Here is a 24,383-nt window from a genome sequence, read left to right as displayed (position 1 = left end):
ATAGGATGTCTACAATGAATAAAGAAAACTTCATTACCTGTGATTTATTAGATGCTAATCCCAACTCTCAAGTGTGCTTGCCAAATATAGAAGGGAAGTCATTTTATAGCTTTGGTGGCAAAGAGCGCTTTTGTGGGCAGATTGTGACTGTGAAGTGCTTTGAGGATAATAGCCGAGTCAAAGAGTTGCTTAATAGCCAAGGTACAGATGAAAAAGGTGAAGGTAAGGTTTTGGTGGTGGATGGTGGCGGTTCAATGCGCTGTGCATTATTAGGCGATATGATTGCTCAGTCTGCCATTGATAATGGCTGGGCTGGTGTGGTGGTCTATGGCTGTGTACGTGATGTTGATGATATGGCACAGATGGATATTGGCGTGATGGCATTGGGCTGTATTCCTAGAAAATCTACCAGACGTGGCGAAGGACAGACAGATTTGGAGATTCGCTTTGGAGATATGGTATTAAACTCTGGTATGTATTTGTATGCTGATAATAATGGTATGATTGCCAGTGAAGAGCCATTGTTATAGTTATCTTATGCTTATAAACATCTATCTTATAAAAAGCAGATTTTAAATAGTTTGAGTTTGCTATTACAAAACTGATAAGGGGTATGACTATGTTTGATGGTTTTATACCCCTTTTTGTTGCAAGTCTTATTTTTCTATTATCCTTTTTATTTCTATTCTTGTTTTTCTTTCCTTAATTTACTTTGATATGTCTACTGGCAGAATCTGGTTTGTATAGTCTGCTTAATATCAATACACCACGGTGTTAGTCTCACTCAATGTACTACTGTACTACCTTTACTCAGTTGTCTTGTGGTGATATTAAATTGACTAGGTTCTGTTGAGCTTTCACCCCGTTAGACTGATAAATGTTCAATAGACCCTATAGAACAGGCTATACAAATAGTAACGCCTTGAGTCTTTGGTGATTAGGCTAAAAGTTCGTATAATAGGGGCATATTTTTGATAAAACATTAGCTTATCATGACTAGCACACCAATTACGACAGCCTTTAAGGCAGTCAACCAACAACTCTTTCCTATTAAACATTCTTTAAAGCGTAGACTAGCGCCAACTTATGGGGCGTCAGGTAGTTTATGGCTGGCAAGTTTGACAGATTGTCCTGTGGCGAATGTGGCAGAACGTCTAAAAGTTGTTGTGGCATATAATCAAAATCAGCTCAATCAGATTGAAACTGAGTTGGCATTTTGTGGTGTTGACGCTTATGTGTTTCCAGATTGGGAAATCTTAACTTATGATGAGTTGTCACCACATCAGGATATTGTTAGTGAGCGTATTAATCTATTAACTCAGATGCCAACATCTGGTATTTTGCTGATTTCTGTGCAGACATTGATGCAACGTGTTGCGCCACCAAGCTGGTTAATTGGTCAGCATTTTGATTTAAGCGTTGGTGATAAGTTTGATATTAATTTTCAACGTGAGCGCTTGACCAAGGCAGGCTATCGGGCAGTGGATAATGTGTTTGAGCCAGGTGAGTTTGCGGTACGTGGTAGTGTGATTGATATTTTTGCGATGGGTCAACCCTTCCCATTGCGCTTGGATTTGTTTGATGATGAAATTGATACCATTCGTTTTTTCAATCCGCAAACACAGCGGACATTAACACAGCAAGATTTAGAAGATTTATTATCAGGCAAAGATAGTAGTATTGCCAATGAATCTTTATCACTATTGCATAAATTGCCTGATATTTCTCAGCGTATTACCCAGTTTCAGATTTTGCCAGCCAAAGAGTTCCCTTTAGATGAGGGCAGGGAGACCTTCCGTACTAATTTTGCAGCGATGTTCCCAAATGCTAGTAGTCGTAAGTTCGAGCTGCATCAAGATGTGATGTCAGGGATTGCTAGTAGTGGTTTAGAGTATTATCAGCCTCTATTCTTTGAGCAAGATAACTGGTTGCAAGAAGGTAATCTTTTTGCTTATTTTCCCAAAGATGCGCTATTTGTGATTGATGAGAGAGTGTATGAGTCACAGGTTGATTATTGGTCGCAAATTCAGCGTCGCTATGAAGAGCGTCGTCATGATATTGACAAGCCAATAGTTGCACCATCATTACTGTATCTTCCCAATAATGATTTAAATCAGCATTTAAACCGTTATCCTAGAGTCATTTTGAGTGAGCAGTCAGATATACAACTTTTTGATGATGGTGAGAAACGTAACTCTGGAGAGGTTACTTTACCTGTAGTTGTGCCACCAAGTCTGCCTGTGACTCACCAAAAGTCTGAGCCATTGGCAGATTTATTACAGTTTGTCACAGACTGTGCTGAAAAACGTCTGCCTGTTTTGGTAGTGGCAGAAACGGCAGGGCGACGAGAAATTTTGCTGGAGTTGTTTAAAGGTAAAATAGCCGTTACTTCTTATGACAGTCTTTCTGAGTTTTTACAGGATAATTTAGGTACTTCACAGGCACAAGCATCACAGTCAAAGCGAACATCACAAACGTCATTACGGGTTGGCTTAGCTGTTGCACCAATTGAGCGTGGTATTGTGCTACAAGAGCAATTTGTCATTATTAGTGAGACACAGCTATTTGGTCGGCAGGTGTTACAGACACGTAGACGGCGACATAGTGATGTCTCTGAAGAGTTTTTGGTAAAAAGTGTGACAGAGCTGGTTGAAGGTAGTCCTGTCGTCCATATTGAGCATGGTATTGGTCGTTATCATGGCTTGATGACATTAGATGCAGGCGATGGTGAGCAGGAATTTATTCACCTGAAATATGCTGAAGATGCCAGCATTTATGTACCAGTGGCAAATTTGCAACAAATCAGCCGTTATAGTGGTGGTGACCCTGCTTTAGCTCCATTACATAAAATTGGTAGTGGGAAATGGGATAAAGCCAAGCAAAAAGCGCTACAACAAATCCATGATGTCGCTGCTGAGCTATTAAATATTCAGGCACGGCGAGCAGCAAAAGAGGGTATCCACTTTAAGATTGATATGCCTCAGTATGAGTTATTTGCCAGTCAGTTTGCATTTGAAGAGACCGTTGATCAGGCATATGCCATTGATGCTGTGATTCATGATATGAAGCAAAATAAGCCCATGGATCGCTTAATTTGTGGTGATGTGGGCTTTGGTAAAACTGAAGTTGCCATGAGGGCGGCGTTTATTGCCGTTAATAGTGGTTATCAAGTAGCGGTACTTGTTCCCACAACGTTACTGGCAGGTCAACATGGCGATAGCTTTTTAGATAGGTTTGCGGATTGGCCGATTCGTATTGAAACTTTATCTCGTTTTGGTGGTAAAAAATATCAAGATAAAGTCTTAGAAGATTTAGCGAATGGTAAAGTGGATATCGTTATCGGTACGCATAAGCTATTACAAAAAGATGTCAAATTTGCCAATTTGGGCTTAATGATTATTGATGAAGAGCATCGCTTTGGTGTGCGTCATAAAGAGCGTATTAAGGCGATACAAAGTGATGTTGATAGTCTGTCAATGACAGCGACCCCGATTCCTCGTACCTTAAATATGGCACTGTCTGGTATGCGTGATATGTCCATCATTGCCACACCACCAGCTCGTCGCTTGGCGATTAAAACCTTCGTTATGCAAAAAACTGACGTACTGATGAAAGAGGCAATACTGCGAGAACTGTTACGAGGTGGGCAGGTTTATATATTACATAATGATGTTGCTAGTATTGAGCGCATGGCAGAAAATATCCGTGAGTTAGTGCCAGAAGCTCGTGTTGGTGTTGCACATGGACAAATGAATGAGCGCCAGCTAGAGCAAGTAATGAGTCAGTTTTATCATAAAAAGTTTAATGTTTTGGTTTGTACCACGATTATTGAAACTGGTATTGATGTCCCTAATGCCAATACCATCATCATTGAGCGTGCTGATAAATTTGGCTTGGCACAGTTGCACCAGTTGCGTGGTCGGGTTGGACGCAGTCACCATCAAGCCTACTGTTATCTTTTAGTCCCCTCTATTAAAGGGCTAAAAGGTGATGCTAAAAAACGTCTCACTGCCATTGAACGAGCCAATACTTTAGGTGCAGGGTTTATGCTGGCAAGCGAAGACTTAGAAATTCGTGGAGCAGGGGAGATTTTAGGTAAACAGCAAAGTGGTAATATGCAGGCAATTGGCTTTAGTCTGTATATGGATATGCTTGAGCGTGCAACCAAAGCCATCAAAGCAGGTAAAGAGCCAAACTTAAATACGCCATTATCACTGACCAGTGAGATTAATCTGCATTGCTCAGCGCTCATACCGGAAGAGTATTTGCATGATGTGCATCAACGTCTACTATTTTATAAACGCATCAGTAATGCTGAAGATGAGTCAGCTTTGATAGACATACGTACGGAAATGATAGATCGTTTTGGTACATTACCTGAGCAAACCAAGCAGTTATTTGCCATTCATAAACTACGTCTTATGGCTGAACCACTGGCCATTTATAAAATAGATGCCAATGCAAACAGCTTAACGCTAGAATTTGCGCCTGATACCCCTGTGGATGCGTTAGCCATCATCAAGTTGATTCAGTCAGATGGTAAGCGTTATCGTATGAATGGGGCTTCAGGGATTCGTTATAGTGACCCTGATAAGCTAGAAACGCCACAACAGCGCATTGATATGATTAGTCAATTGTTGTCTCATTTTGCCAAACATGTCATAGAAGAAGCAACTGAGTCATAGTCAACCCCAGTTAATTTATACTGTTACAGTATTGTTATAACTTATCTTTTTTATCATTATCTATTTTTAGCATCTTGACCTAGGTGCTATTTTTAGTCTTAACCTTATTTTCTATACTAACAGTGACAACTTCACTTGCTTGCCCTTGCCTTGTGGCGAAACCATATTAGATTGACTATATCCGCTTTAATTGTCTTAAATAATGGCTGATAACTTTATACAAACAGCATTTGAACTTTCTTGAAATCCAGTTTTCCTCTTAAATATACCGTCTGTCTGACTTTTATGATGTTTTCTTATTTATTTTTCTATCTTTGAACAGGTATGAGCTTAGATTTTGTTTTAAATTTTTATAAACACCATAAAAGTTGTTTTTATCACCTTTTCTATATACTTTATAAGAAATATTCGTTAGAATTTAATAAGAATCATTAATATTAGATTAGTAAATATACTTTAATAGATATGATTTAAAAGTGAAATAATGTTTGGAATTAAGCAGTATTGTCTTTATCTAATAATTATATTCACTTTATTTAGTTTGATTGCCTATATCTTATCTATTAAGTACAGACTAATAATATAGTTAATACAATAATACTTGGTTAATGCACGTATTTTGTTTAAATATGTTATGTTATGTCATACTAAAAGCATGTATATATGACCATATAAATGGTATTATACTGACGAATGTGTTTAAATCCACTATGGTAGTATTGATTTAAAAAATAAATAATTTAATAAAGTATTGAATAATATTTAAACTATTCATCGATAAAAATTAGTGTCATAGTAACAGTATAAGTTAATAAATATTAAATTAGATGTATATATTTTTTGAGATATACAGTATGTTGATTGAAAGAAATCCTGTTTTATTTAGAGAAATATTTATATCTATTTTTAATATTAGGATAGGATGAATATGATATGAGTACCATGAATAAATGTTGAGTTACGTCTCTTATAAGCGTTGCCAATAAACTTAAATTTTGAGGGATAATAATAATAAGGACTGATTGAAAACTTTGTTTATAACTAATAATAAATTTATGTCAGTGTATAACAATAAAATGTCAGTCAGACACTATAAAAAACAATAATAATCATTACGCTGAGCCACAAAATATTTGTGGGCAGTGTAATTTAAAAGACAGCCTACAAAGGCTGTCTTTTTTTAGGAAAATTATCTTTATTTAAGTCTGTCACAGAAATGCTATGATATAAGGGACATACCTGATAAAATAGTCCTATGGACTTGAGGGTATTAGAGTCTGCTGAATATCAATGTACTTTTTATATAAACATAAAACATAATTATATCCTGTAAATATTGGCTTAACAGGGTAAGTTTTTAGTAGACTCTATTCATCATTCTAAAATGACACCCTTAATATGTCTCAGCATGAGTAATCTATATAATTATTAGAGAAGATATTATGTTTCAATTACATCCGACACTTGCACAAGATAGCTTTTTAGTGGGAGATTTCCCCCTATCTACTTGTCGATTGATTAATGACTGCCAGTTTCCGTGGTTAATATTAGTCCCTCGGGTATCTGGTATTAAAGAAATCTATGAGCTATCTGCAACCGATCAGGCACAGTTTTTACGTGAGTCTAGCTGGTTGTCTAGTCAAATGGCAAAAGTATTTCAAGCAGATAAAATGAATGTGGCTGCTCTTGGCAATCAAGTGCCACAGCTTCATTTTCACCATATTGTCCGTTATCAAAACGACTTAGCATGGCCAAATCCTATTTGGGGTGTTTCACCTGCTGTACCTTATACTAAAGAGGTGTTATCTGCGATGCAACAAACATTAATGATGGCATTACGAGGACATAAAGAGATGCCTTTTGATTGGCAGATGCAGTAGTGTTATGGAGGAGGCTTTAACACAGATGCAGAGATAAGGTGGTTTAATATTTGATGCATGAATACAAGTGTAGTGATAAGCGATACTCATTTAAAGCCGATTTATTAAAAAGGCACTATCTTGAACAAAGATAGTGCCTTTTTTCTATCATACCTGCTGAATATCTATGTTCAAGCCAGTGATGCCAGCATTAATTAGTGATTTTCTTTAGCATGATTTAGGGTATATTTAGGAATTTCAACTGTTAAATCTTCATCTTCAACAATCACTTGACAGGATAATCTAGAGTCTGGCTCTAGCCCCCATGCACGATCTAGCAAATCTGCTTCGATATCATCCATCTCTTCTAAACTATTAAAGCCTTTACGAATCACAACGTGACAAGTGGTACAAGCTTTTGACATCTCACAAGCGTGTTCAATTTTAATACCCTTATTAAGCAGAGCTTTGCACAAATTATCTCCAGAATTTAGTTCAACTTCGGCACCTTCTGGGCAAATGTCATGATGGGGCAGAACAGTAATTTTTGGCATGGTATAAATCCAGTCGCTAAAAGTGAATGATGTTTAAAGTAGACTACCTAAATACGTTTAGGTGAGTCATATATACCCATATTGCTACAGGGCTAAAGGGTTGGATATTGCTATGTCATTTTTGCGTGACTAATAATAGACATTCATTATTAGTATTACCAGTCGGTCGCCTTAGTTCCTGACATGGTTTGTTGGATACTTTGATCCATGATACGAGCAGCGAACTCATCACTAAGCGGTTTTAAAGATGCTTGAGCTTGCTCTATATTTGCTAAGTCATCACTGCTAATGGCTTGCTGTAATGAGTCTATGGCCTGCTTTAAGGCATTTTGGTCTTGTTCATTAAGTAGTGTTGCAAACTCTTGCATTGCAGACTGCAATGCTAAGATTTCACGTTCAGCTTCAACTTTTGTTTCAATAAGACTGCGCGCTTGCTTATCAGCTTCTGCATATTCAAACCCAGCCATTAATAGTTGTTCTTTTTGCTCATCACTGAGTCCATAAGAAGGCGTAATGGCAATTTGACTTTTTGTATTGGTGGTGGTTTCTTCTGCACTGACAGTGAGCTGACCGTTAGCATCAATACTAAAGGTGACTTCGATGCGAGCCAGCCCAGCCTTCATTGGTGGTATGCCGTATAGCTCAAAGCGTCCTAGAGAACGACAGTTTTCGACAGTCTCACGCTCGCCTTGTACTACATGGATAACCATTCCGGTTTGTCCATCTTGATAGGTTGTAAAAACTTGGCGTTTGGTAACAGGAATAGGTGTATTACGAGGAATAAGAACCTCTACCAAGCCTCCCATAGTTTCTAGCCCTAATGATAGGGGTGTCACATCAAGTAGTAATACATGGTCATTGTTATGATTACTAATGAGCTGCTGTGCTGTTTGCGCTGCACCAAGTGCAACCACTTCATCAGGGTTTAGGTGGCACAGTGGTTGCTTGTCAAAAAAATCAGCCACAATATGTTGAATGATGGGCATACGTGTTGAGCCACCAACTAAGATGACCTCATCTAAGTCTGCCTTAGTTAATTTGGCATCACGTAATACTTGCTCACAGACACGAATGGTTCTACGAGTGACAGGCTGTATGATTTCTTGTAGTAGGGTAGAGGTCAGCTTCCCTTGCCAATGTAATGTTTGATTGTCTTGAGTAATTTCAACATTTACGGTAATGTCATCTGTATCAGACAGTTGCTGTTTATAGGCTTTGGCTTGCTGTGCTAAGTAAGATTTATCTTCATTACGAATTTTTTTTGGGTCTGCGCCAGCTTGTTGTAATAACCAGTTTGCGATAAGACGGTCAATATCATCACCACCTAAGGCGCTGTTTCCACCTGTGGCAACCACTTCAAATACACCTGCCGTCATTTTTAAAATAGAGACATCGAATGTACCACCACCTAAGTCATAAATAAGATATAAATGACTTTTATCATCATCTTTTTGCTTTGAGGCATCTAGACCATAAGCGACGGCTGCTGCTGTTGGCTCATTCAAAAGTCTTAAAACTTTTAATCCAGCGACTTTAGCAGCATCTTTGGTTGCTTGGCGCTGAGCTTCATCGAAGTAGGCGGGTACTGTGATGACGACACCCTCAATACTATCTTCTGGTAATGCTTGAGATGCTCGTTGAGCCAAAGTTTTTAAGATATCTGCTGATACTTGAACAGGAGAGATATGTCCTTGTGCTGTTACAAAAGCGGGCATCTCACCTTGCTGTCCTGAAAGTTGGTATGGATGAGAAAACTTAATATCATCACTGCTACGTCCCATAAAACGTTTGGCAGACACGATGGTATTACTTGGGTCATCTCGTAGATGTTGTAGCGCTTGTTGTCCAACAACAGGGGAGTCAGGTGTTGTATTGCTAGTAGCACCATAGTACACGACTGATGGTAGTAGAGTGTCTTCAGTTTCTGGTGCATCAATAACTGAAGCCTTGCCTGAGCGGACAACTGCCACGATAGAGCGAGTAGTCCCTAAATCTATTCCGAGAGCATAACGATGTGCATGAGGCTTGGTACTTTGTTGTGGTTCGGCGATTTGTAATAAGGACATAGAACTCTCAGAACAATTAATTAGAAGGAGGTTGGAAATTAAAAAAATAAAACCGAACGACTGCGAACGGCTTTGATATTAAAAATATACTTTATGGTGGCAACGATATTTCATGATGATAACTTTTGTAGAGATAACAATAAATTTTAAATATTGTAATACCTAACTTAATCATAAATGAATAGTTAAAAACCTATTCATCAAGGTTGTTAAATGATTATTGCTACAAATATAAATCATCATCGTCATCTGCATCTTCTGTTTGATGCAACTCATCAATTTGATGATGAATATCTTTTTGCAACTTAACTAAGAATTTTAGCTTTTGTGTTGCATCAATAGCATCTGACCATGAGTTTTGGTTATAAGCTTGCTCAAACTGCTGAGAAAACGTCTCAATACGCTGTCCGACAGTTGTTTGTAGTGACTGTAATTGATGTGGGTCATTGGCTTCATCTATTTCAATACGAAGCTCCATGGCATCATCTAAAAAGTCTAAGTCAGAGATAGAATGATTTAAATCCGCATCTTGCCCAACCATTTCAAGTAAATAGCTGGCACGAGTATCTGGATGGTAGAGCGTTTGATACGCATGATTAATCAGTGCTGAAAGGCGCTCACTCTCACTAACAGACTGGTGAGAGTTTTTATCTTGTAGATTGTCTGGGTGATATTGTTGCTGCAAGGTGCGTAAGCGTTTTTCTAACTGCTCTTGCGATATTTGAAACTGTACAGGCTGTTCAAATAAAGCAAAAAAGTTATCAAACTGAGGCATTGGAGCATTGGTATCTGTATTATGAGACATAAGAACCCACTTAATTACTTAGCTTATATTACTTGAAAATGGTACTTAAAAATGAATAGTGGTATCAGTCAATATTCATGCCATTATAATATCGAGCAGAAACATAATGATGAAAAATCATTAGTCAATAATCATTAAACCGTAAATGACTCACCACAGCCACATTCACCCTTTTGGTTTGGATTGGTAAACTTAAAGCCTTCATTTAGACCTTCAGTGACATAGTCCATTTGTAAACCATTGAGGTAGACCATGCTTTTGGGGTCAACAAAGACTTTGACCCCAAAGCTTTCAAAAACCTCATCAGTAGGCTCAGGATCATCGACAAACTCTAGAACATAAGCCAGACCAGAACAACCTGCCGTACGAATACCGACACGAATACCTTCTCCGTGACCACGGTTATCTAAAAAGTCGGAGACATGTTTTGCTGCTCGTTCAGTCAGTTCAATCATGATAAACCCTTAAAATAAAAAATAGAAAATAAGCACAGTTACAAATGAACCATGGCTTATCTAAATAGATTAAGCTTCAGTATTTGTTTCTTTATTAGCATGCTTGCTGCGATAATCATTCACCGCTGCTTTGATAGCATCTTCTGCTAATACTGAGCAGTGTACTTTTACAGGTGGTAGAGCCAGCTCATCAGCGATTTCTTTATTTTTAATCTCTTGTGCTTGCTCTAAAGTTTTACCTTTTAGCCATTCAGTGACCAATGAGCTAGAGGCAATAGCTGAGCCACATCCATAAGTTTTAAAGCGAGCATCTTGGATAACGCCATCATCTCCAACTTGAATCTGTAAGCGCATAACATCGCCACAAGCGGGAGCACCAACCATACCTGTACCCACATTGCTTGCATTTTTGTCAAAATTACCAACATTACGTGGGTTTTCATAATGGTCAATTACTTGATTACTATAGGCCATGATTATCTCCTGGGTTTGTTGATGAGAAAACCTCATCAATATTCATTAAACTTGGGGTCAATATCAATTAATAAATATGTCTGTTAATATTGAAGTAGACTTACAACATAGATAGCTATTGTAGCCATCTTAGAATTTGGTATTTAACTTAATGAGTCTATAGGCTGAGTTGTGGCATTATTGATACAACTCAGCACTAAGTCAACTATATTATAAATCAGTATGATAAATAAATTATATGCAATGTATGCTAAAAAGTTATCTTATTTACTTGTTGATTGATAACAACTGGTCATTATCATTTTAAAAATAACAAGTTAGCCATTCGTCTATTTGTTAATCTATTTATCAAAGTTCAGTTTATTAATGCTCAGCCCATTCAACAGAGTTTAAGTCGATACCTTCTTTGTACATATCCCAAAGAGGTGATAACTCACGCAGTTTATCAACAGCTTGGTGAATCTCAGAAAGTACACGGTCAATGTCTTCTTCAGTGGTATAACGACCAAAGCTAAAGCGAATCGAGCTATGAGCTAACTCATCAGGGCGACCGATTGCACGTAATACATAAGATGGCTCTAAAGTTGCTGAGGTACATGCTGAACCGGAAGAAACTGCCAAATCTTTTAATGACATCATTAATGATTCACCTTCAACAAAGTTAAAGCTGATATTAATGATGTTAGGAACATGATGTGTCTTATCACCATTTAGGTATATTTCTTCAATATCTTGAACACCGTTCCATAGCTTGTCATAGAGCTTTTGTGAATGCTCACGGTCTTGCTGTAGTCGTGTTTTTGCCAAAGCAAAGGCTTCACCCATACCAACGATTTGATGTGTGGGCAGTGTACCTGAACGCATGCCTCGCTCATGACCGCCCCCATGTTGTTCAGCTTTTAGGCGGATACGTGGTTTACGACGAACAAATAGAGCACCAATACCTTTAGGACCATAGATTTTGTGTCCAGAAAAGCTCATCAAGTCTACTTTTAGAGTTTGCAAATCAATTTCAACTTTACCTGCAGCTTGAGCAGCGTCTACATGGAAGACCACACCAGCTTCACGAGTAATCTCTCCAATAGCACCAACGTCTGTCAATGTGCCGAGCTCATTATTAACCATCATCAAAGAGACCAAGATGGTATCTTCACGCAAGGCTTCTTTAACCTGCTCTGGACGGATAACACCTGTACCCACTTCTGGCTCAAGATATGTGATTTCAAAGCCTTCTTGCTCTAGCTGACGACAAGTATCTAGCACTGCTTTATGTTCAATTTTACTGGTAATAATATGTTTACCACGACCTTGGTAAAAGTGTGCAGCACCTTTAATGGCTAAGTTATCAGATTCTGTAGCCCCAGAAGTAAAAACAATTTCACGTGGGTCAGCATTGACTAAATCAGCAACTTGTTGGCGAGCATTTTCAACAGCTTCTTCAGCCTGCCAGCCATAACCATGAGAGCGTGAGGCTGGATTACCAAACGTATCATCAAATGTTAAATACTGCATCATTTTTTGAGCAACTTGCTTATCAACAGGAGTTGTTGCGGCATAGTCTAAATAAATGGGTCGTTCTTGGGTGCTCATGCTGGGGTAACCTCGCTGGCAGAAATAAGAGTAATAGTAGAAATGTCTTTGTTTGTGGCTTCTTCTAAAGAAGCTTTTTCAAGTAAAAGTTTTTGGCGAATAGAAATATCCTTGACATGCTCCATCTGTAATAATTGGGCTAGCGAGATATTTTGCAAGTACTGCTCAATATGATTTGATAAAGCACACCACAAATCATGTGTTAGACACATTGCACCGCCTTGACAGTCGCCACGCCCTTCACATTGCATGGCATTAACTGACTCATCAACTGCAGAAATGATAGTCATCACATCTATCTGCTCTAAAGGCTTTGCTAAATGGTAGCCTCCCGACGCTCCTCGTGTACTCGTTACCAAGCCGTTTTTTCTTAATTTTGAAAAAAGCTGCTCTAGATAAGAGATGGATATCGATTGGCGTTTTGCAATATCAGATAGAGATACGGCAGACTCTGGGTCGTTATCTTGCAATGCTAAGTCCAATAGAGCCGTGACAGCATATCTTCCTCGAGTTGTTAAACGCATTACCTATCTCCCTTAATATGAAGTCTTTAATGGCTTTAGTGAAATTAGCTAAGCCGTTACTATAGTTTGGATTTTAGAAAGTCAGATAAAACTGAGATCCATATCCATAACGACAGTAACAGCAGTTCATACAAGACTTTCTGGTAAGCGTATTATAATTAATCCTGAGTAAAATAGTCAAGATTGCTTGGGTAACATTTTTTTAATACTAACCATAAGCATTTTTTATATATCATCTGTTGTTTCTTTTTCGCTATAGCATTGATAATACTTAACGAACAATAAATGAGATGATAGCAATGATAATGGCAATGATCAGAGCTATTATGGTCATTTTCTGTTTGCTTTGTAGCTCTTTATGACTGATTTCTAGATGTCTGTTAGCAATAGTCAACGCATTAATTTGATTTTGTTGTTCCTGTATGCGGGTTTTATACATCTCTTTAGTTTTCTCTAAAGAGTTTTCCTCAGGTTTTTCAGTATTACTTGTCTTGTTGTGCTTAAAGTTTTTAAGTAACCCTTGCAATAAACTAGCGACACCAAGTTGCATAAAGAAGTTTTGTACTTGAGTCACTGTTTCACTAGCACCTCGCATCGCTAGTTTTTCAACTTGTTTGGTGTTATTACTGACTAAGGCATTAATAAGTTGTGTACTGTAAGCATTAATAACCACATCTGGCTCTAATCGTTCAGCTGGTAGCTCACTATCTAGCAATACACCCTTACTGGTAAAAGTGGCATAAATTTGTGTATGGGGCAAATAAGTTCGGATACTGACAACGGTTGTATTTTTGGTGAGTGGGTAAGCAGCTTGACGTAGCTTTGGGTCAAAGCGTAATACTAAAGTCAAAGCAGACTCAGCGCATACTAAAATGACATTTAACAAAGACTGGGATATTGAATGCTGATCCATGAAAAAACCTACTGAAAATATTAGAAGTGGTTAGTGTCTCAATACGATACCTGACAATGTATCATCATAGAATTATGGCGCATCATAACACATTGTGAGTCAGACAGATGAAATATGATGAAATGACTATTTATCAGTATCAGATGTATTATGCAAGAATAAAGTTTATAATATATCTCAAAAATAGTGCGTTCATAATGAATACAGTGTCAAGATACGAAATTTTATGTAATTTTGCTTGCACAAATATAGTACCCTTGTTATAACTTGCCATATAACTTAGGATTTGGTTCACAATGGTGATTACTAGCTTGTAAAGTTGGTGAAATGAGGACTAATCCAGTTAAAATCTTGCTTAATTGGGTATTAAGCGATAAAATTTGTCACCCTCCCCAATTTGTTAATTTGAAGGAAAGTTTTCATGAATAAATCAGAGTTAGTGGATAGTATTGCTGAAAAAAGTGGCTTGAACAAAACTCAAGCAGCTGAAGCTCTAAATGCCATGATGGAAAGTGTGGGTGAAGCCCTAGAAAGCGGTGATACCGTTTCTTTGGTTGGCTTTGGCACATTTAGTGTTAAAGAGCGTAAAGCTCGTACAGGTCGCAATCCTAAAACAGGTGAGCCGCTTCCTATTCCAGCTAGCAAAGTACCTGGGTTCAAAGCAGGTAAAGGCTTGAAAGATCGTTTAAATTAAGCCATAGACTACCTATATGAATAATTGATAGATGTGATGGATTGTATTGTATTGATGGTTGATATATAGTTGCTTTGATAAAGCAACTTGTGATACAGCAAAAACTTATCAAAACCTAACATTAAGCCAAAAGAACATCTATTAGTCTGTCAACATTATGTTATATTGTCAGGCTTTAACAATTAGCTAAAAAACGCGCCATTAGGTGCGTTTTTTTGTATATTTATGGCGTGTTAGATATATGGTGATATTTTCAAGCTGTCGTATATGTATATATGGTTTGGAGATAAAAGTAGATAAGTATTGGTGTTGCTATAGGAGAGAAGCTAACTGTAGCAGATAAATTTTTGTATATAAATTATTTTTGCCGTATGATAGCGGATTGAATCATTTATTTATTTTGTCGATATAATTATGGAATCTTTACGTAATTTTTTAAAAAGCTGGCCTGGTCGCATTTTTCTCCTTTTATGTCTTTCTCCTCTAGCCCTATTAGGTATAGAAAGCTATTTTTTTGGTAGTAGTAATTTAGACCAAATTGCTGTTGTTGGTGATGAAAGCGTAACCTTAAGTGACTATCAGAATGCCATTAATAATCGTCGGCATGAGCTGCTAGAGGCGGGTATAGATGCTAGTCAGATTAATGAAGCAGTATTAAGAGAAGAAGTATTACAGCTTCTTATTGACCGTGCTTTATTGCGTCAACAGGTAAATAAGCTTGGTATGACAGTATCAGATGAAACAATTACACGCTTATTACGCCAAGAACCACGGTTTATGGGTGAAGATGGTACATTCTCAAATGACCGTTTTGCCTATTTTTTACGTCAACAAGGAATCACTAAAGAGCAACTTTTCCAACAGTTTCGTGAACAGCTAAGCTTAGTACAACTGAATGCTAGCATTGTAGGGACAGCAATATACCCTATGGCGGAAATAAGTCGTTTACTTGATTTGCAAGAAGAAAGTAGACAAATGTTTATCCATAGATTTAATTGGCAAGATTTTGCTGATCAGGTTTCTATTACAGATGCTGATATTACCGCTTATTATCATGAACATAAAAATGAGCTAAAAAGTCAAGCAATGGTTGATTTGGATTATTTGGCTATATCTCCTGCCAGTATTGATGTAGGACCAGTGACAGAAGAAGATATTAAGGCACAATATGAAGCATTCAAACAAAGAAATAATGCGTTTGATAATCGCCAGATTAGTCAGATTTTATTGACAGGTGATGATGCTGAAAAACAAATACAGACGTTAAAAGCCCGTTTGGATAAAGGTGAAAAGTTTAGTGACCTTGCTAAAGAGTATTCTGATGATCCAGTTAGTGCTGCACAAGGTGGTAGTATAGGTACATTTAATCCAGATATTTTTGGGCAAGATGCCAATGCAGTTGCTCAAGTTATTGAGGGGCTAGAGATTGGTGAAATCTCTGAGCCAGTAAAAACTACTTTTGGCTATCAGTTATTTACAGTGACGAAAAATGATGTGTCTGTGCCAAGCTTAGAGAGTATGCGAGAGCAACTACAAGCAGAAGCATTGAATTATAAGCGTGCAGAAGCTTATGCGGATAAAGTAACGCAGATTAATGATCTGGTGGTTGATGGTTATGGTTTGCAGGATATTGCACAACAAGAAAATGTTAAAATACAGCAAATCAAAGATTATACTAAGACTGATAATAATAGTGTATTGAATCAACCAACTGTGATTACGGCTGCTTTTGATGAGTTTACTTTGCAGGATCAAGGGGTTAGTCCTAGTATTGATGTTGGGGAGAGTACTGTTTGGGTACAGCCAACAAACTATAGACCAGTAGCGCCTTTGAACTTAGAGCAGGCAACACCAATTATTAAAAGTCAGTTGGTGCAACAAAAAGCCAGTGCTTTGGCTTTACAAAAGGCAGAAGAAGTTGCTAAGCAAGTTACAGCACAGGGTATGGATAGTACGTCTGTCAGCTTTGACAATCTTGGCATGGTAAATCGTCAATCACCGATATTGAGTCAAGAAGAGAAAACAGTTGCTTTCACTGAAGATACACAACCGGGTAAGTTATTGGCACTGGCTCAAGCGACAGAAATGGGTGCATCAGTGCTGGTCGTTGATGCGATTGATAGACAAAGTAAACAGCAAATTTCTGATGAACAGAAACAAAGAACTGCTGGTATTATTCGAGATAATCAAGGTCAAACACAGCTTCAAGATTATATTGAATATTTACGGACAGTGACTAAGGTTGAGATTAATGAACCTGCTTTAGAATCAGCGAATGGCTCTTAGCAGTAAGCATTAACGGCAATAAAAAACGCACCTCTAAGTAGGTGCGTTTTTTATTCATGTGGTATTTTTTACAGAAAGTGCTGAGTATCCTCTTTAGTCCTTTCTTTATTATGATTTAATAGCCTTCATTTTTTAGACGGTTAACTTGCTGACGATAGATGGCTAAAGGTTGCGTTCTACCCCAAGCAACAATACCTAATACTTGATTCACTGAATCTAAGTGATTCATTGTATAGTCATCACGGATAACATAGCCTAGACGGCTTGAACAAGCAGAGACCAGACCATCATTCTTGTCTTGTTTGTCAAAAGGTATGGCAGTAAGAGAAAGTATATAATCGCTTGGATCGAAAGGATTGGTAAAGGCGTTGACCCCACTGAATGAGTAATAAGCAACCCCATTGATTTTATAGTTTTTTGGAGGATTTCCACAGTAATGGGTTGGCATAGCTGCTGGATATTTGGTATTAAAGGTTTGGGCATAATCACTGGTCAAGGCATTTACAGCTTTCCAGCCATCTTGCTCCTGTAGCTGATCTGTGGAAATGCCGGAGCCAATATCCATGACATTACCCACCATTTTGAAAAAGCTTATGGCAGCTTTTGAACCAAGGTTAAACTCTCCTGGTGCATAACCGTCCTTAGCACTACCTTCTTTGACAGTCTTTACCACCCAGTCAGCCATTTTTGAGCCTTGGTGTGGTGAGGCAACAGAGGTTACTGAAGCGACAGATTCTGGAGCAACCGCTGCAACATAACGAATATCATGTCCACCATGACTATGTCCAATTAGATTTACCTTCTGTTTTCCAGTAATGGCGGTAATAGTTTTGACTTGTTGTAGTAGTTGCTCGCCACGATATTCACTATCATGTAAGCTTGACGTTTTTGTTGCATAGACATCTGCACCGTTTGACATCAGGGCTTCTGGAATCCCATGCCAGTAATCAATTATACCAAAGAGTCTTGTCCAGCCAGCCAGTCCGTGAGCCAGTATGACAGGGTATTGTGTCTTATTAAGATCAGATGAAGGGGTGACAGATGATACAGGCTGACATCCAGTAGGATTAGAGCAGTTATAATATTCACTGGCATGTGCCGATGTGGAGAGAGCAAAAATAGCTCCAGCCATACTTATCGCTGTAGTCAGGGTACGTGTTTTCAAAATATCGTCCTTGTGTTATCTAGATTCCTAATCGTCCTATTATTAGGTATAAGATGAGGATAGTCATATGGATATACCATCACTTGTCTAAAAATTATCTAAGATTATTGCAAAAATAAGGTCAGATAATTAATTTAGAAGTAATAATGGTATATCCTAATCTAACATAGTTAATTTTTTAATCAACTATATTTTAAAATATACGGTTCAATCCATTTAAGGCAGCAACACGGTATGCTTCTGCCATAGTCGGATAGTTAAATGTTGTATTGATAAAGTATTCTAGAGTATTGCCACACTTCATCACAGCTTGTCCAATATGAATAATCTCTGAAGCATGATTACCGTAACAGTGGATACCAAGAATTTCTAAAGTTTCACGATGGAAAAGTATCTTTAAGACGCCTGTACGTTCACCAATAATCTGCGCACGTGCGAGATGTTTAAAGAAGGCTTGACCAACTTCATAAGGTATTTTTTCTTCTGTAAGTTCTTGCTCAGTTTTACCAATACTTGAGATTTCAGGAATGGTATAAATACCAGTAGGAACACTAGAGACTGGCTCAGCATCTTCTTCACCAATCATAAAGGCAGCCGCACAACGTCCTTGGTCATAAGCAGCAGATGCTAGTGAAGGCCAACCAATAACATCCCCTGCCGCATAGATATTATCAATAGCTGTACGATAGGTATCGTCTACTTGAAGTTGACCACGATTATTTGCTTGTAAACCAATAGCTTCGAGATTGAGGCCATCTGTGTTACCAGAGCGTCCATTTGACCATAAAATAGCATCGGATTTAATTTTCTTACCACTTTTGAGATGGAGGATAACACAGTCATCATGGGTCTCTAAGTGGTCGATTTCTTCATTGTTGCGGACGAGTACACCAAACTGTCTAAAGTCATGTGACAGTGCATCGCTAATTTCATTATCTAAATAACTTAGAAGTTGTCCTTTGTTATTGATTAAGTCAACTTTATATCCTAAACCAGTAAAAATAGACGCATATTCACAGCCAATAACTCCTGCACCATAAATAATGATTTTGTTGACCACATAGTCCATTTGTAGGATTTTATCAGAGTCGAAGACACGTGGATGGTCGAAGTCTAATAAGTCTGGTCGATAAGGACGGCTACCAACTGTGATGATTGCTTTATTAAATGTCAGCTCTTCAAATCCTGTCCCATCAACTAACTCAATACGGATGGTGTGTTTGTCGATAAAGCTTGCCCAGCCATGTCGTAGTTCGACACGGTTGCGTTCATAGAAACGAGTATGGGTATCGACTTGGCTGCGAACGACTTTTCGAGCCTTAGAGAGGACACGATTTAGTGGTACTTGGGAGTAATCCAGACCTTGCGAAAATAAAGGGTCACGGCGATAGTTAATTAAATTGAAAACGGATTGGCGTAGGGCTTTACTAGGAATGGTACCGACATGTGTACAGTTACCACCGACTTGTTCACGAGGGTCAACAACCACGACTTTTTTGCCTGACTTTGCCAGTTTCATGGCTGCCGCTTCCCCTGCAGGACCTGCACCTAGAACGACTGCATCATATTCAAATTCATGATGGTCGCCTTTGATACGTTTTGAATCCTGTGTGATACCAGAGTTAATTTGGATACGATTGCTATCAAGAGGACTGATTAGGTTAGGGTGCTGTAACAGATCATCTTCAATCTGCTCATAAGTTTGCTCAATACGTTCTGCTTTTTCTTTTTGTTTGCTGGATTTGCTTACCTCCTTGGTATCAGTTTTCTGGCTGTTGGTATCTATGTTATCTTTGATACCGTTGGCTTCGTCATCTTTTCTCTTTTTTGGCATAATATCCTCAAATATTTAGTTTGGTTAAGGCATTAAGGGGCGTCATACAGTTAGAATCATCATTTGAGTGACAACAATAGATGATTACTGCACACTGAGAACACGCTGATTTATGATGCGGTTAAGTACCCAGTGTCCTGTCAGACCTTGCGTCTCACTGTTCAATTGTTTGTTATCTATCATAGGCGATGCACTGATGGTATATTCAATATTAGGCATAGGGTCAAAGCCTTCAATCCAATTATAAGGAATCTGAAACAACTCTGCTGATTCAGAAGTTTTTACCATCAGACATTGCATGGGTAGGGCAGTATTACATGGTACACGACCAGGCAATACTGTTAATATTTGGCTATCACCTACAGTCAGTTGTGGAATATATAAGGGTTCTGGTACAGGCTCTTTTTTTAAAAGACTACTTTGGCATCCTGTCAAAGCCACCAAAATAAGGCAAGTACCACCAATACGTCGTATTAGGTTGTGTGTCATAAGTCTGTCACTCTACTATACTAAGATTTACTTTCAATGAAAAAATTATCAACTAACTTAACTAATAAAGTTACTATTCATATAATTAAAACAACATAATAAAAATTTATGTACTATTAAATTCTAAAAGGACTAAACGGTAGTATATAGCAGATAGTACTATTGATTGCATGGTTTGTAGCTGGCTAGCCCTAGCCAATACGCCGTTTTAAGCCTGTAATCTGTAAAATTCGAGTAGCAATTTCTTCAACGGACATCTCAGAGACGTTTAAATTAGGAATGCCTTGAGTCATATAAATTGCTTGAATGGCGCGTTGTTCTTCTTCGCACTGCTTGTAGCTGGAGTAACGACTACCTGCACGACGTTCATTACGAATTTTTACCAGTCTATCAGTATCAATAACAAGCCCAAATAGTTTGTCTCGATGTGGTTTTAGCGACTTGGGAAGTTGATTGTCATATAAATCATCTTCTGTTAGGGGGTAGTTGGCCGCACGAATACCAAACTGCAAGGCTAGGTAAAGTGATGTTGGCGTTTTTCCTGAGCGTGATACCCCTATTAATATAATGTCTGCCATATCATAGTGACGAGTACGTGCGCCATCATCATTGTCTAAAGCAAAGTGTACTGCATCAATGCGTGATTTATAAGTTTCTGAGTCTACATTGTCATGTGCATGTCCTGAGTGTTCATCTGGCTTTGCACCGATTTCTTCAGCAATACGTCCAATTAGACCTTCATACATATCTAGATTACACGCTTGTGCTGAGTTGATTTTTTCTCGAATATCAGGGTTAACAATGGTGTCAAAGACTAACGGTAAGACACCGTCTTTTTGATAAGCAAGGTTAATTTGTGCAACGGCTTCTTCTGCCAAATCCATGGTATCGACATAAGGAATCACCCGTGTTTCAAAAGGAATCTGATGAAACTGACTTAATATAGAACGCCCTAGTGTCTCAGCAGTAATGGCTGTACCATCTGAAATAAAAAATGCAGTACGAATAGGATATTGTTGATTGTTTTGTAAAGCTTGACGATTTTGAATAGTGGGTTTTTGAGTACTTAATGATGACGGTGATTCCATAAAAGTCCTTTGATATGATTCCTTAGCTTGGATAAAGTAGTGCTAAATTCACATAAAAACATGATGTTGACCATTATACCTGCAATGGACGAACAATCCCAATCAATGTTAGCATATCTACTTTGGAAAATATTTATAATCATGTTTTGATATAACTATTTGTTTTTATAATGAATTTTTGTATTTTTATATGGATAATTGAGTCACAAATTATCTTGATGTTGCATAAAAATACAATTTTGACTATGTAACGTCATCATTTAGCGTTATAATTTAAAAAAATAACCTTATTTTCTGGAGTTATCATGACTGAACAAACTGCAAACCCTCAAGTCATAACCCTTGACAAAATTGGAAAAGACGATATTGACAAGGTTGGTGGTAAAAATGCTTCTTTAGGTGAGATGATTAGCCACCTTTCTGACCTAGGTGTTAGTGTTCCAGGTGGTTTTGCCACCACTTCTGAAGCGTTTAACCACTTTTTAAAAGAAACAGGTTTGCTTGAAAAGATTAATAATGAGCTGGCAGGGTTGAATATTGAAGATGTTCATCAGTTGGCGGAAACAGGTCAAAAAATCCGTGAATGGATTATTGCACAGCCATTACCAGAGAGCTTAGAAAAAGAAATTCGTGCTGCATTTGAGAAAATGAGTGGTGGTGAAGATATTGCTGTCGCCGTACGTTCATCTGCAACAGCGGAAGACTTGCCAGATGCTTCTTTTGCTGGGCAGCAAGAGACTTTCTTAAATATTCGTGGTATTGAAAATGTATTGATTGCTATTAAAGAAGTATTTGCTTCTTTATATAATGATCGTGCTATTGCCTATCGTGTACACCAAGGGTTTGAGCATGCTGAAGTGGCATTGTCTGCTGGTATACAACGTATGGTACGCTCAGAAACAGGTGCATCTGGCGTGATGTTTACTCTAGATACAGAAAGTGGCTTTGATGAAGTGGTCTTTATCACAGCAAGTTATGGCTTAGGTGAAATGGTTGTTCAGGGAGCAGTGAATCCTGATGAGTTCTATCTCTCGAAAGCGTTGTTAAGAGAAGATAAACCAGCCATTGTTCGTCGTAACCTTGGTAGTAAGCATCAAAAAATGGTTTATGGCGATGATGGCAGTACCACAAAATCAACTAAAATTGTGGACGTTGAAAAAGAAGATCGTTTACAGTTTTCTTTAACAAGTGAAGAGTTGACTGAGCTTGCCAAACAAGCCCTTATCATTGAAAAACACTATGGTCATGCCATGGATGTTGAATGGGCAAAAGATGGTGATACAGGTGAAATCTTTATTGTACAGGCACGTCCAGAAACAGTCAAAAGCCGTCAAGACCGTAATGTCATGGAGCGCTATGTTATCAATAGTGACAATGCAAAAGTATTGTGTGAAGGTCGCTCAATTGGACAGCGTGTTGGTTCAGGTAAAGTACGCATTGTTAATAGTATTCATGAAATGGATAAAGTACAGACAGGTGATGTTCTAGTATCAGACATGACTGACCCTGACTGGGAACCCGTTATGAAGCGTGCTGCTGCTATTATCACCAATCGTGGTGGACGTACTTGTCACGCTGCGATTATCGCACGTGAGTTAGGCGTTCCTGCGATTGTTGGTTGTGGTAATGCAACTGAAATCTTGACAGATGGTCAAGAAGTAACAGTTTCATGTGCTGAAGGCGATACTGGCTTTATTTATGAGGGCTTATTGGACTTTGAAATCCAAACTAACTCTATTGAGTCTATGCCAGAAATTCCATTCAAAATTATGATGAATGTTGGTAACCCTGACCGTGCATTTGCATTTTCACAAATTCCTAACGAAGGTGTTGGACTTGCCCGTTTAGAGTTTATCATTAACCGTATGATTGGTGTGCATCCAAAAGCACTATTAAACATGAATACGTTACCACGTGAAATTACTCAAGCCATTAATGAGCGTATTGCTGGTTATGCGTCGCCAGTTGACTTCTATGTAGACAAATTAGTAGAAGGTATCTCAACCTTAGCCGTGGCATTTAGAGATCAACCTGTCATCGTACGTATGTCAGACTTTAAATCAAATGAATATGCCAACTTAATTGGTGGTAAATTATACGAGCCATCAGAAGAGAATCCAATGTTAGGCTTCCGTGGTGCAAGTCGCTATGTTTCAGAAACATTCCGTGACTGTTTTGACCTTGAATGTCAGGCATTAAAACGCGTTCGTGATGATATGGGTTTAACTAATGTTAAAATCATGATTCCATTTGTTCGCACACCAAATGAAGCAAAACAAGTTGTTGAGATTCTTGAAAAAAATGGTCTAAAACGTGGTGAAAATGGTCTAGAGCTTATTATGATGTGTGAGCTACCAACCAATGCACTACTTGCAGATGAATTCTTGCAATATTTTGATGGTTTCTCCATTGGCTCTAACGACTTAACACAGTTAACTCTAGGATTAGATCGTGACTCAGGTATCGTATCGCATCTATTTGACGAGCGTGATGCAGCAGTGAAAAAACTGCTATCAATGGCAATTAAAGCTTGTCGTGACCAAGGAAAATATGTTGGTATTTGTGGTCAAGGTCCTTCAGACCATCCAGATTTAGCACACTGGTTAATGGAGCAGGGTATCAGCTCAGTTTCTTTAAACCCAGACTCAGTACTGGATACATGGTTCTTCTTAGCTAATGAAAAACCAAACTAAACTGCGCATTATAGGTGATATCTAAACTCAAGTTTGCTCAATCCAATACGGTGTCTTAAATAGAGAATATTGATAGACAGTCAGTGTTGGATTGATGCTCTATGGTTTAGATATTCTATATCTTAAAAGTCTGGTTTCAATCAGTGCTTATGATTGATGAAATTTTTATAACACTGTTTGTGTAGCGATAATGTAACTCATTATCGCTT

Annotated in this window: 18 protein-coding genes; 6 read left to right on the top strand and 12 right to left on the bottom strand. The window is 38.1% G+C overall.

Translation table 11 applies throughout. The annotated features are described in order from the left end of the window. The first annotated feature begins 5 nt into the window (after positions 1–5). The 3 genes from rraA (at position 6) to FHK88_RS07470 (ending at position 6,565) form a co-directional block, all read left to right on the top strand. Positions 6–530, top strand: coding sequence for a ribonuclease E activity regulator RraA (gene rraA, locus FHK88_RS07480; protein WP_227430124.1), 525 nt, complete (start codon positions 6–8; stop codon positions 528–530). A gap of 462 nt (positions 531–992) precedes the next feature. Next, on the top strand, positions 993–4,685 hold the full coding sequence (gene mfd, locus FHK88_RS07475; protein WP_227430123.1) for a transcription-repair coupling factor: 3,693 nt from the start codon (positions 993–995) through the stop codon (positions 4,683–4,685). 1,442 nt (positions 4,686–6,127) lie between these two features. After that, positions 6,128–6,565 carry an HIT domain-containing protein gene (locus tag FHK88_RS07470; RefSeq protein ID WP_227430122.1) on the top strand — a complete coding sequence of 146 codons (438 nt, stop codon included), beginning with the start codon at positions 6,128–6,130 and terminating at the stop codon, positions 6,563–6,565. 194 nt (positions 6,566–6,759) lie between these two features. Here FHK88_RS07470 and fdx read toward each other — a convergent pair whose 3' ends face one another. The 8 genes from fdx to FHK88_RS07430 all read right to left on the bottom strand — a co-directional run bounded on the left by fdx (position 6,760) and on the right by FHK88_RS07430 (position 13,925). Further along, entirely contained in the window at positions 6,760–7,098 is a 339-nt protein-coding gene (gene fdx, locus FHK88_RS07465; RefSeq protein WP_227430121.1) for an ISC system 2Fe-2S type ferredoxin, read from the bottom strand. Positions 7,099–7,253: 155 nt separating this feature from the next. Further along, positions 7,254–9,164, bottom strand: a complete 1,911-nt coding sequence (gene hscA / locus FHK88_RS07460) for a Fe-S protein assembly chaperone HscA (RefSeq protein WP_227430120.1) — start codon at positions 9,162–9,164, stop codon at positions 7,254–7,256. Between the two features lie 223 nt (positions 9,165–9,387). Further along, positions 9,388–9,969: a Fe-S protein assembly co-chaperone HscB gene (gene hscB, locus FHK88_RS07455; protein WP_227430119.1), complete on the bottom strand. Its 582-nt coding sequence runs from the start codon at positions 9,967–9,969 to the stop codon at positions 9,388–9,390. Between the two features lie 134 nt (positions 9,970–10,103). Further along, positions 10,104–10,424: an iron-sulfur cluster assembly protein IscA gene (gene iscA / locus FHK88_RS07450; protein ID WP_227430118.1), complete on the bottom strand. Its 321-nt coding sequence runs from the start codon at positions 10,422–10,424 to the stop codon at positions 10,104–10,106. 69 nt (positions 10,425–10,493) lie between these two features. After that, positions 10,494–10,898 (bottom strand): Fe-S cluster assembly scaffold IscU, encoded by a 405-nt coding sequence (gene iscU, locus FHK88_RS07445; protein WP_227430117.1) that lies wholly within the window; start codon positions 10,896–10,898, stop codon positions 10,494–10,496. Positions 10,899–11,261: 363 nt separating this feature from the next. After that, entirely contained in the window at positions 11,262–12,488 is a 1,227-nt protein-coding gene (locus tag FHK88_RS07440; protein ID WP_227430116.1) for an IscS subfamily cysteine desulfurase, read from the bottom strand. Beyond that, a complete protein-coding gene (locus tag FHK88_RS07435) occupies positions 12,485–13,012 on the bottom strand; it encodes an Rrf2 family transcriptional regulator (RefSeq protein ID WP_227430115.1) in 528 nt (175 codons plus the stop codon). The genes FHK88_RS07440 and FHK88_RS07435 overlap by 4 nt, the downstream gene beginning before the upstream one ends. Before the next feature lie 271 nt (positions 13,013–13,283). Then, a complete protein-coding gene (locus FHK88_RS07430) occupies positions 13,284–13,925 on the bottom strand; it encodes a hypothetical protein (protein ID WP_227430114.1) in 642 nt (213 codons plus the stop codon). Between the two features lie 421 nt (positions 13,926–14,346). Here FHK88_RS07430 and FHK88_RS07425 point away from each other — a divergent pair, with 421 nt between their 5' ends. Continuing rightward, a complete protein-coding gene (locus FHK88_RS07425) occupies positions 14,347–14,619 on the top strand; it encodes an HU family DNA-binding protein (protein ID WP_227430113.1) in 273 nt (90 codons plus the stop codon). Between the two features lie 414 nt (positions 14,620–15,033). After that, the gene (locus FHK88_RS07420; RefSeq protein ID WP_227430112.1) at positions 15,034–16,905 is read left to right on the top strand and encodes a SurA N-terminal domain-containing protein; all 1,872 of its coding nucleotides are present in this window, start codon (positions 15,034–15,036) and stop codon (positions 16,903–16,905) included. Between the two features lie 115 nt (positions 16,906–17,020). On the opposite strand, the gene FHK88_RS07415 is transcribed toward FHK88_RS07420, so the two are convergent. From FHK88_RS07415 to FHK88_RS07400, 4 genes are all read right to left on the bottom strand, one after another. Beyond that, positions 17,021–18,070: an esterase/lipase family protein gene (locus tag FHK88_RS07415; protein ID WP_264480639.1), complete on the bottom strand. Its 1,050-nt coding sequence runs from the start codon at positions 18,068–18,070 to the stop codon at positions 17,021–17,023. 193 nt (positions 18,071–18,263) lie between these two features. Next, positions 18,264–19,904 carry a Si-specific NAD(P)(+) transhydrogenase gene (gene sthA / locus FHK88_RS07410; protein WP_227430111.1) on the bottom strand — a complete coding sequence of 547 codons (1,641 nt, stop codon included), beginning with the start codon at positions 19,902–19,904 and terminating at the stop codon, positions 18,264–18,266. Between the two features lie 84 nt (positions 19,905–19,988). Next, on the bottom strand, positions 19,989–20,393 hold the full coding sequence (locus FHK88_RS07405) for a DUF4377 domain-containing protein (protein WP_227430110.1): 405 nt from the start codon (positions 20,391–20,393) through the stop codon (positions 19,989–19,991). A 191-nt stretch (positions 20,394–20,584) separates the two neighbouring features. Further along, positions 20,585–21,481: a pyruvate, water dikinase regulatory protein gene (locus tag FHK88_RS07400; protein WP_227430109.1), complete on the bottom strand. Its 897-nt coding sequence runs from the start codon at positions 21,479–21,481 to the stop codon at positions 20,585–20,587. Positions 21,482–21,786: 305 nt separating this feature from the next. Between FHK88_RS07400 and ppsA the strand changes: the two genes are divergently transcribed. Beyond that, positions 21,787–24,174 carry a phosphoenolpyruvate synthase gene (ppsA, locus tag FHK88_RS07395; protein ID WP_227430108.1) on the top strand — a complete coding sequence of 796 codons (2,388 nt, stop codon included), beginning with the start codon at positions 21,787–21,789 and terminating at the stop codon, positions 24,172–24,174. The last annotated feature ends 209 nt before the right edge of the window (positions 24,175–24,383 follow it).

Source organism: Psychrobacter sp. I-STPA6b (genome assembly GCF_020662265.1).
Lineage (GTDB): Bacteria > Pseudomonadota > Gammaproteobacteria > Pseudomonadales > Moraxellaceae > Psychrobacter.
The sequence above is the reverse complement of the archived record's forward strand: the minus strand, read 5'-3'. Positions and strand labels throughout refer to the sequence as shown.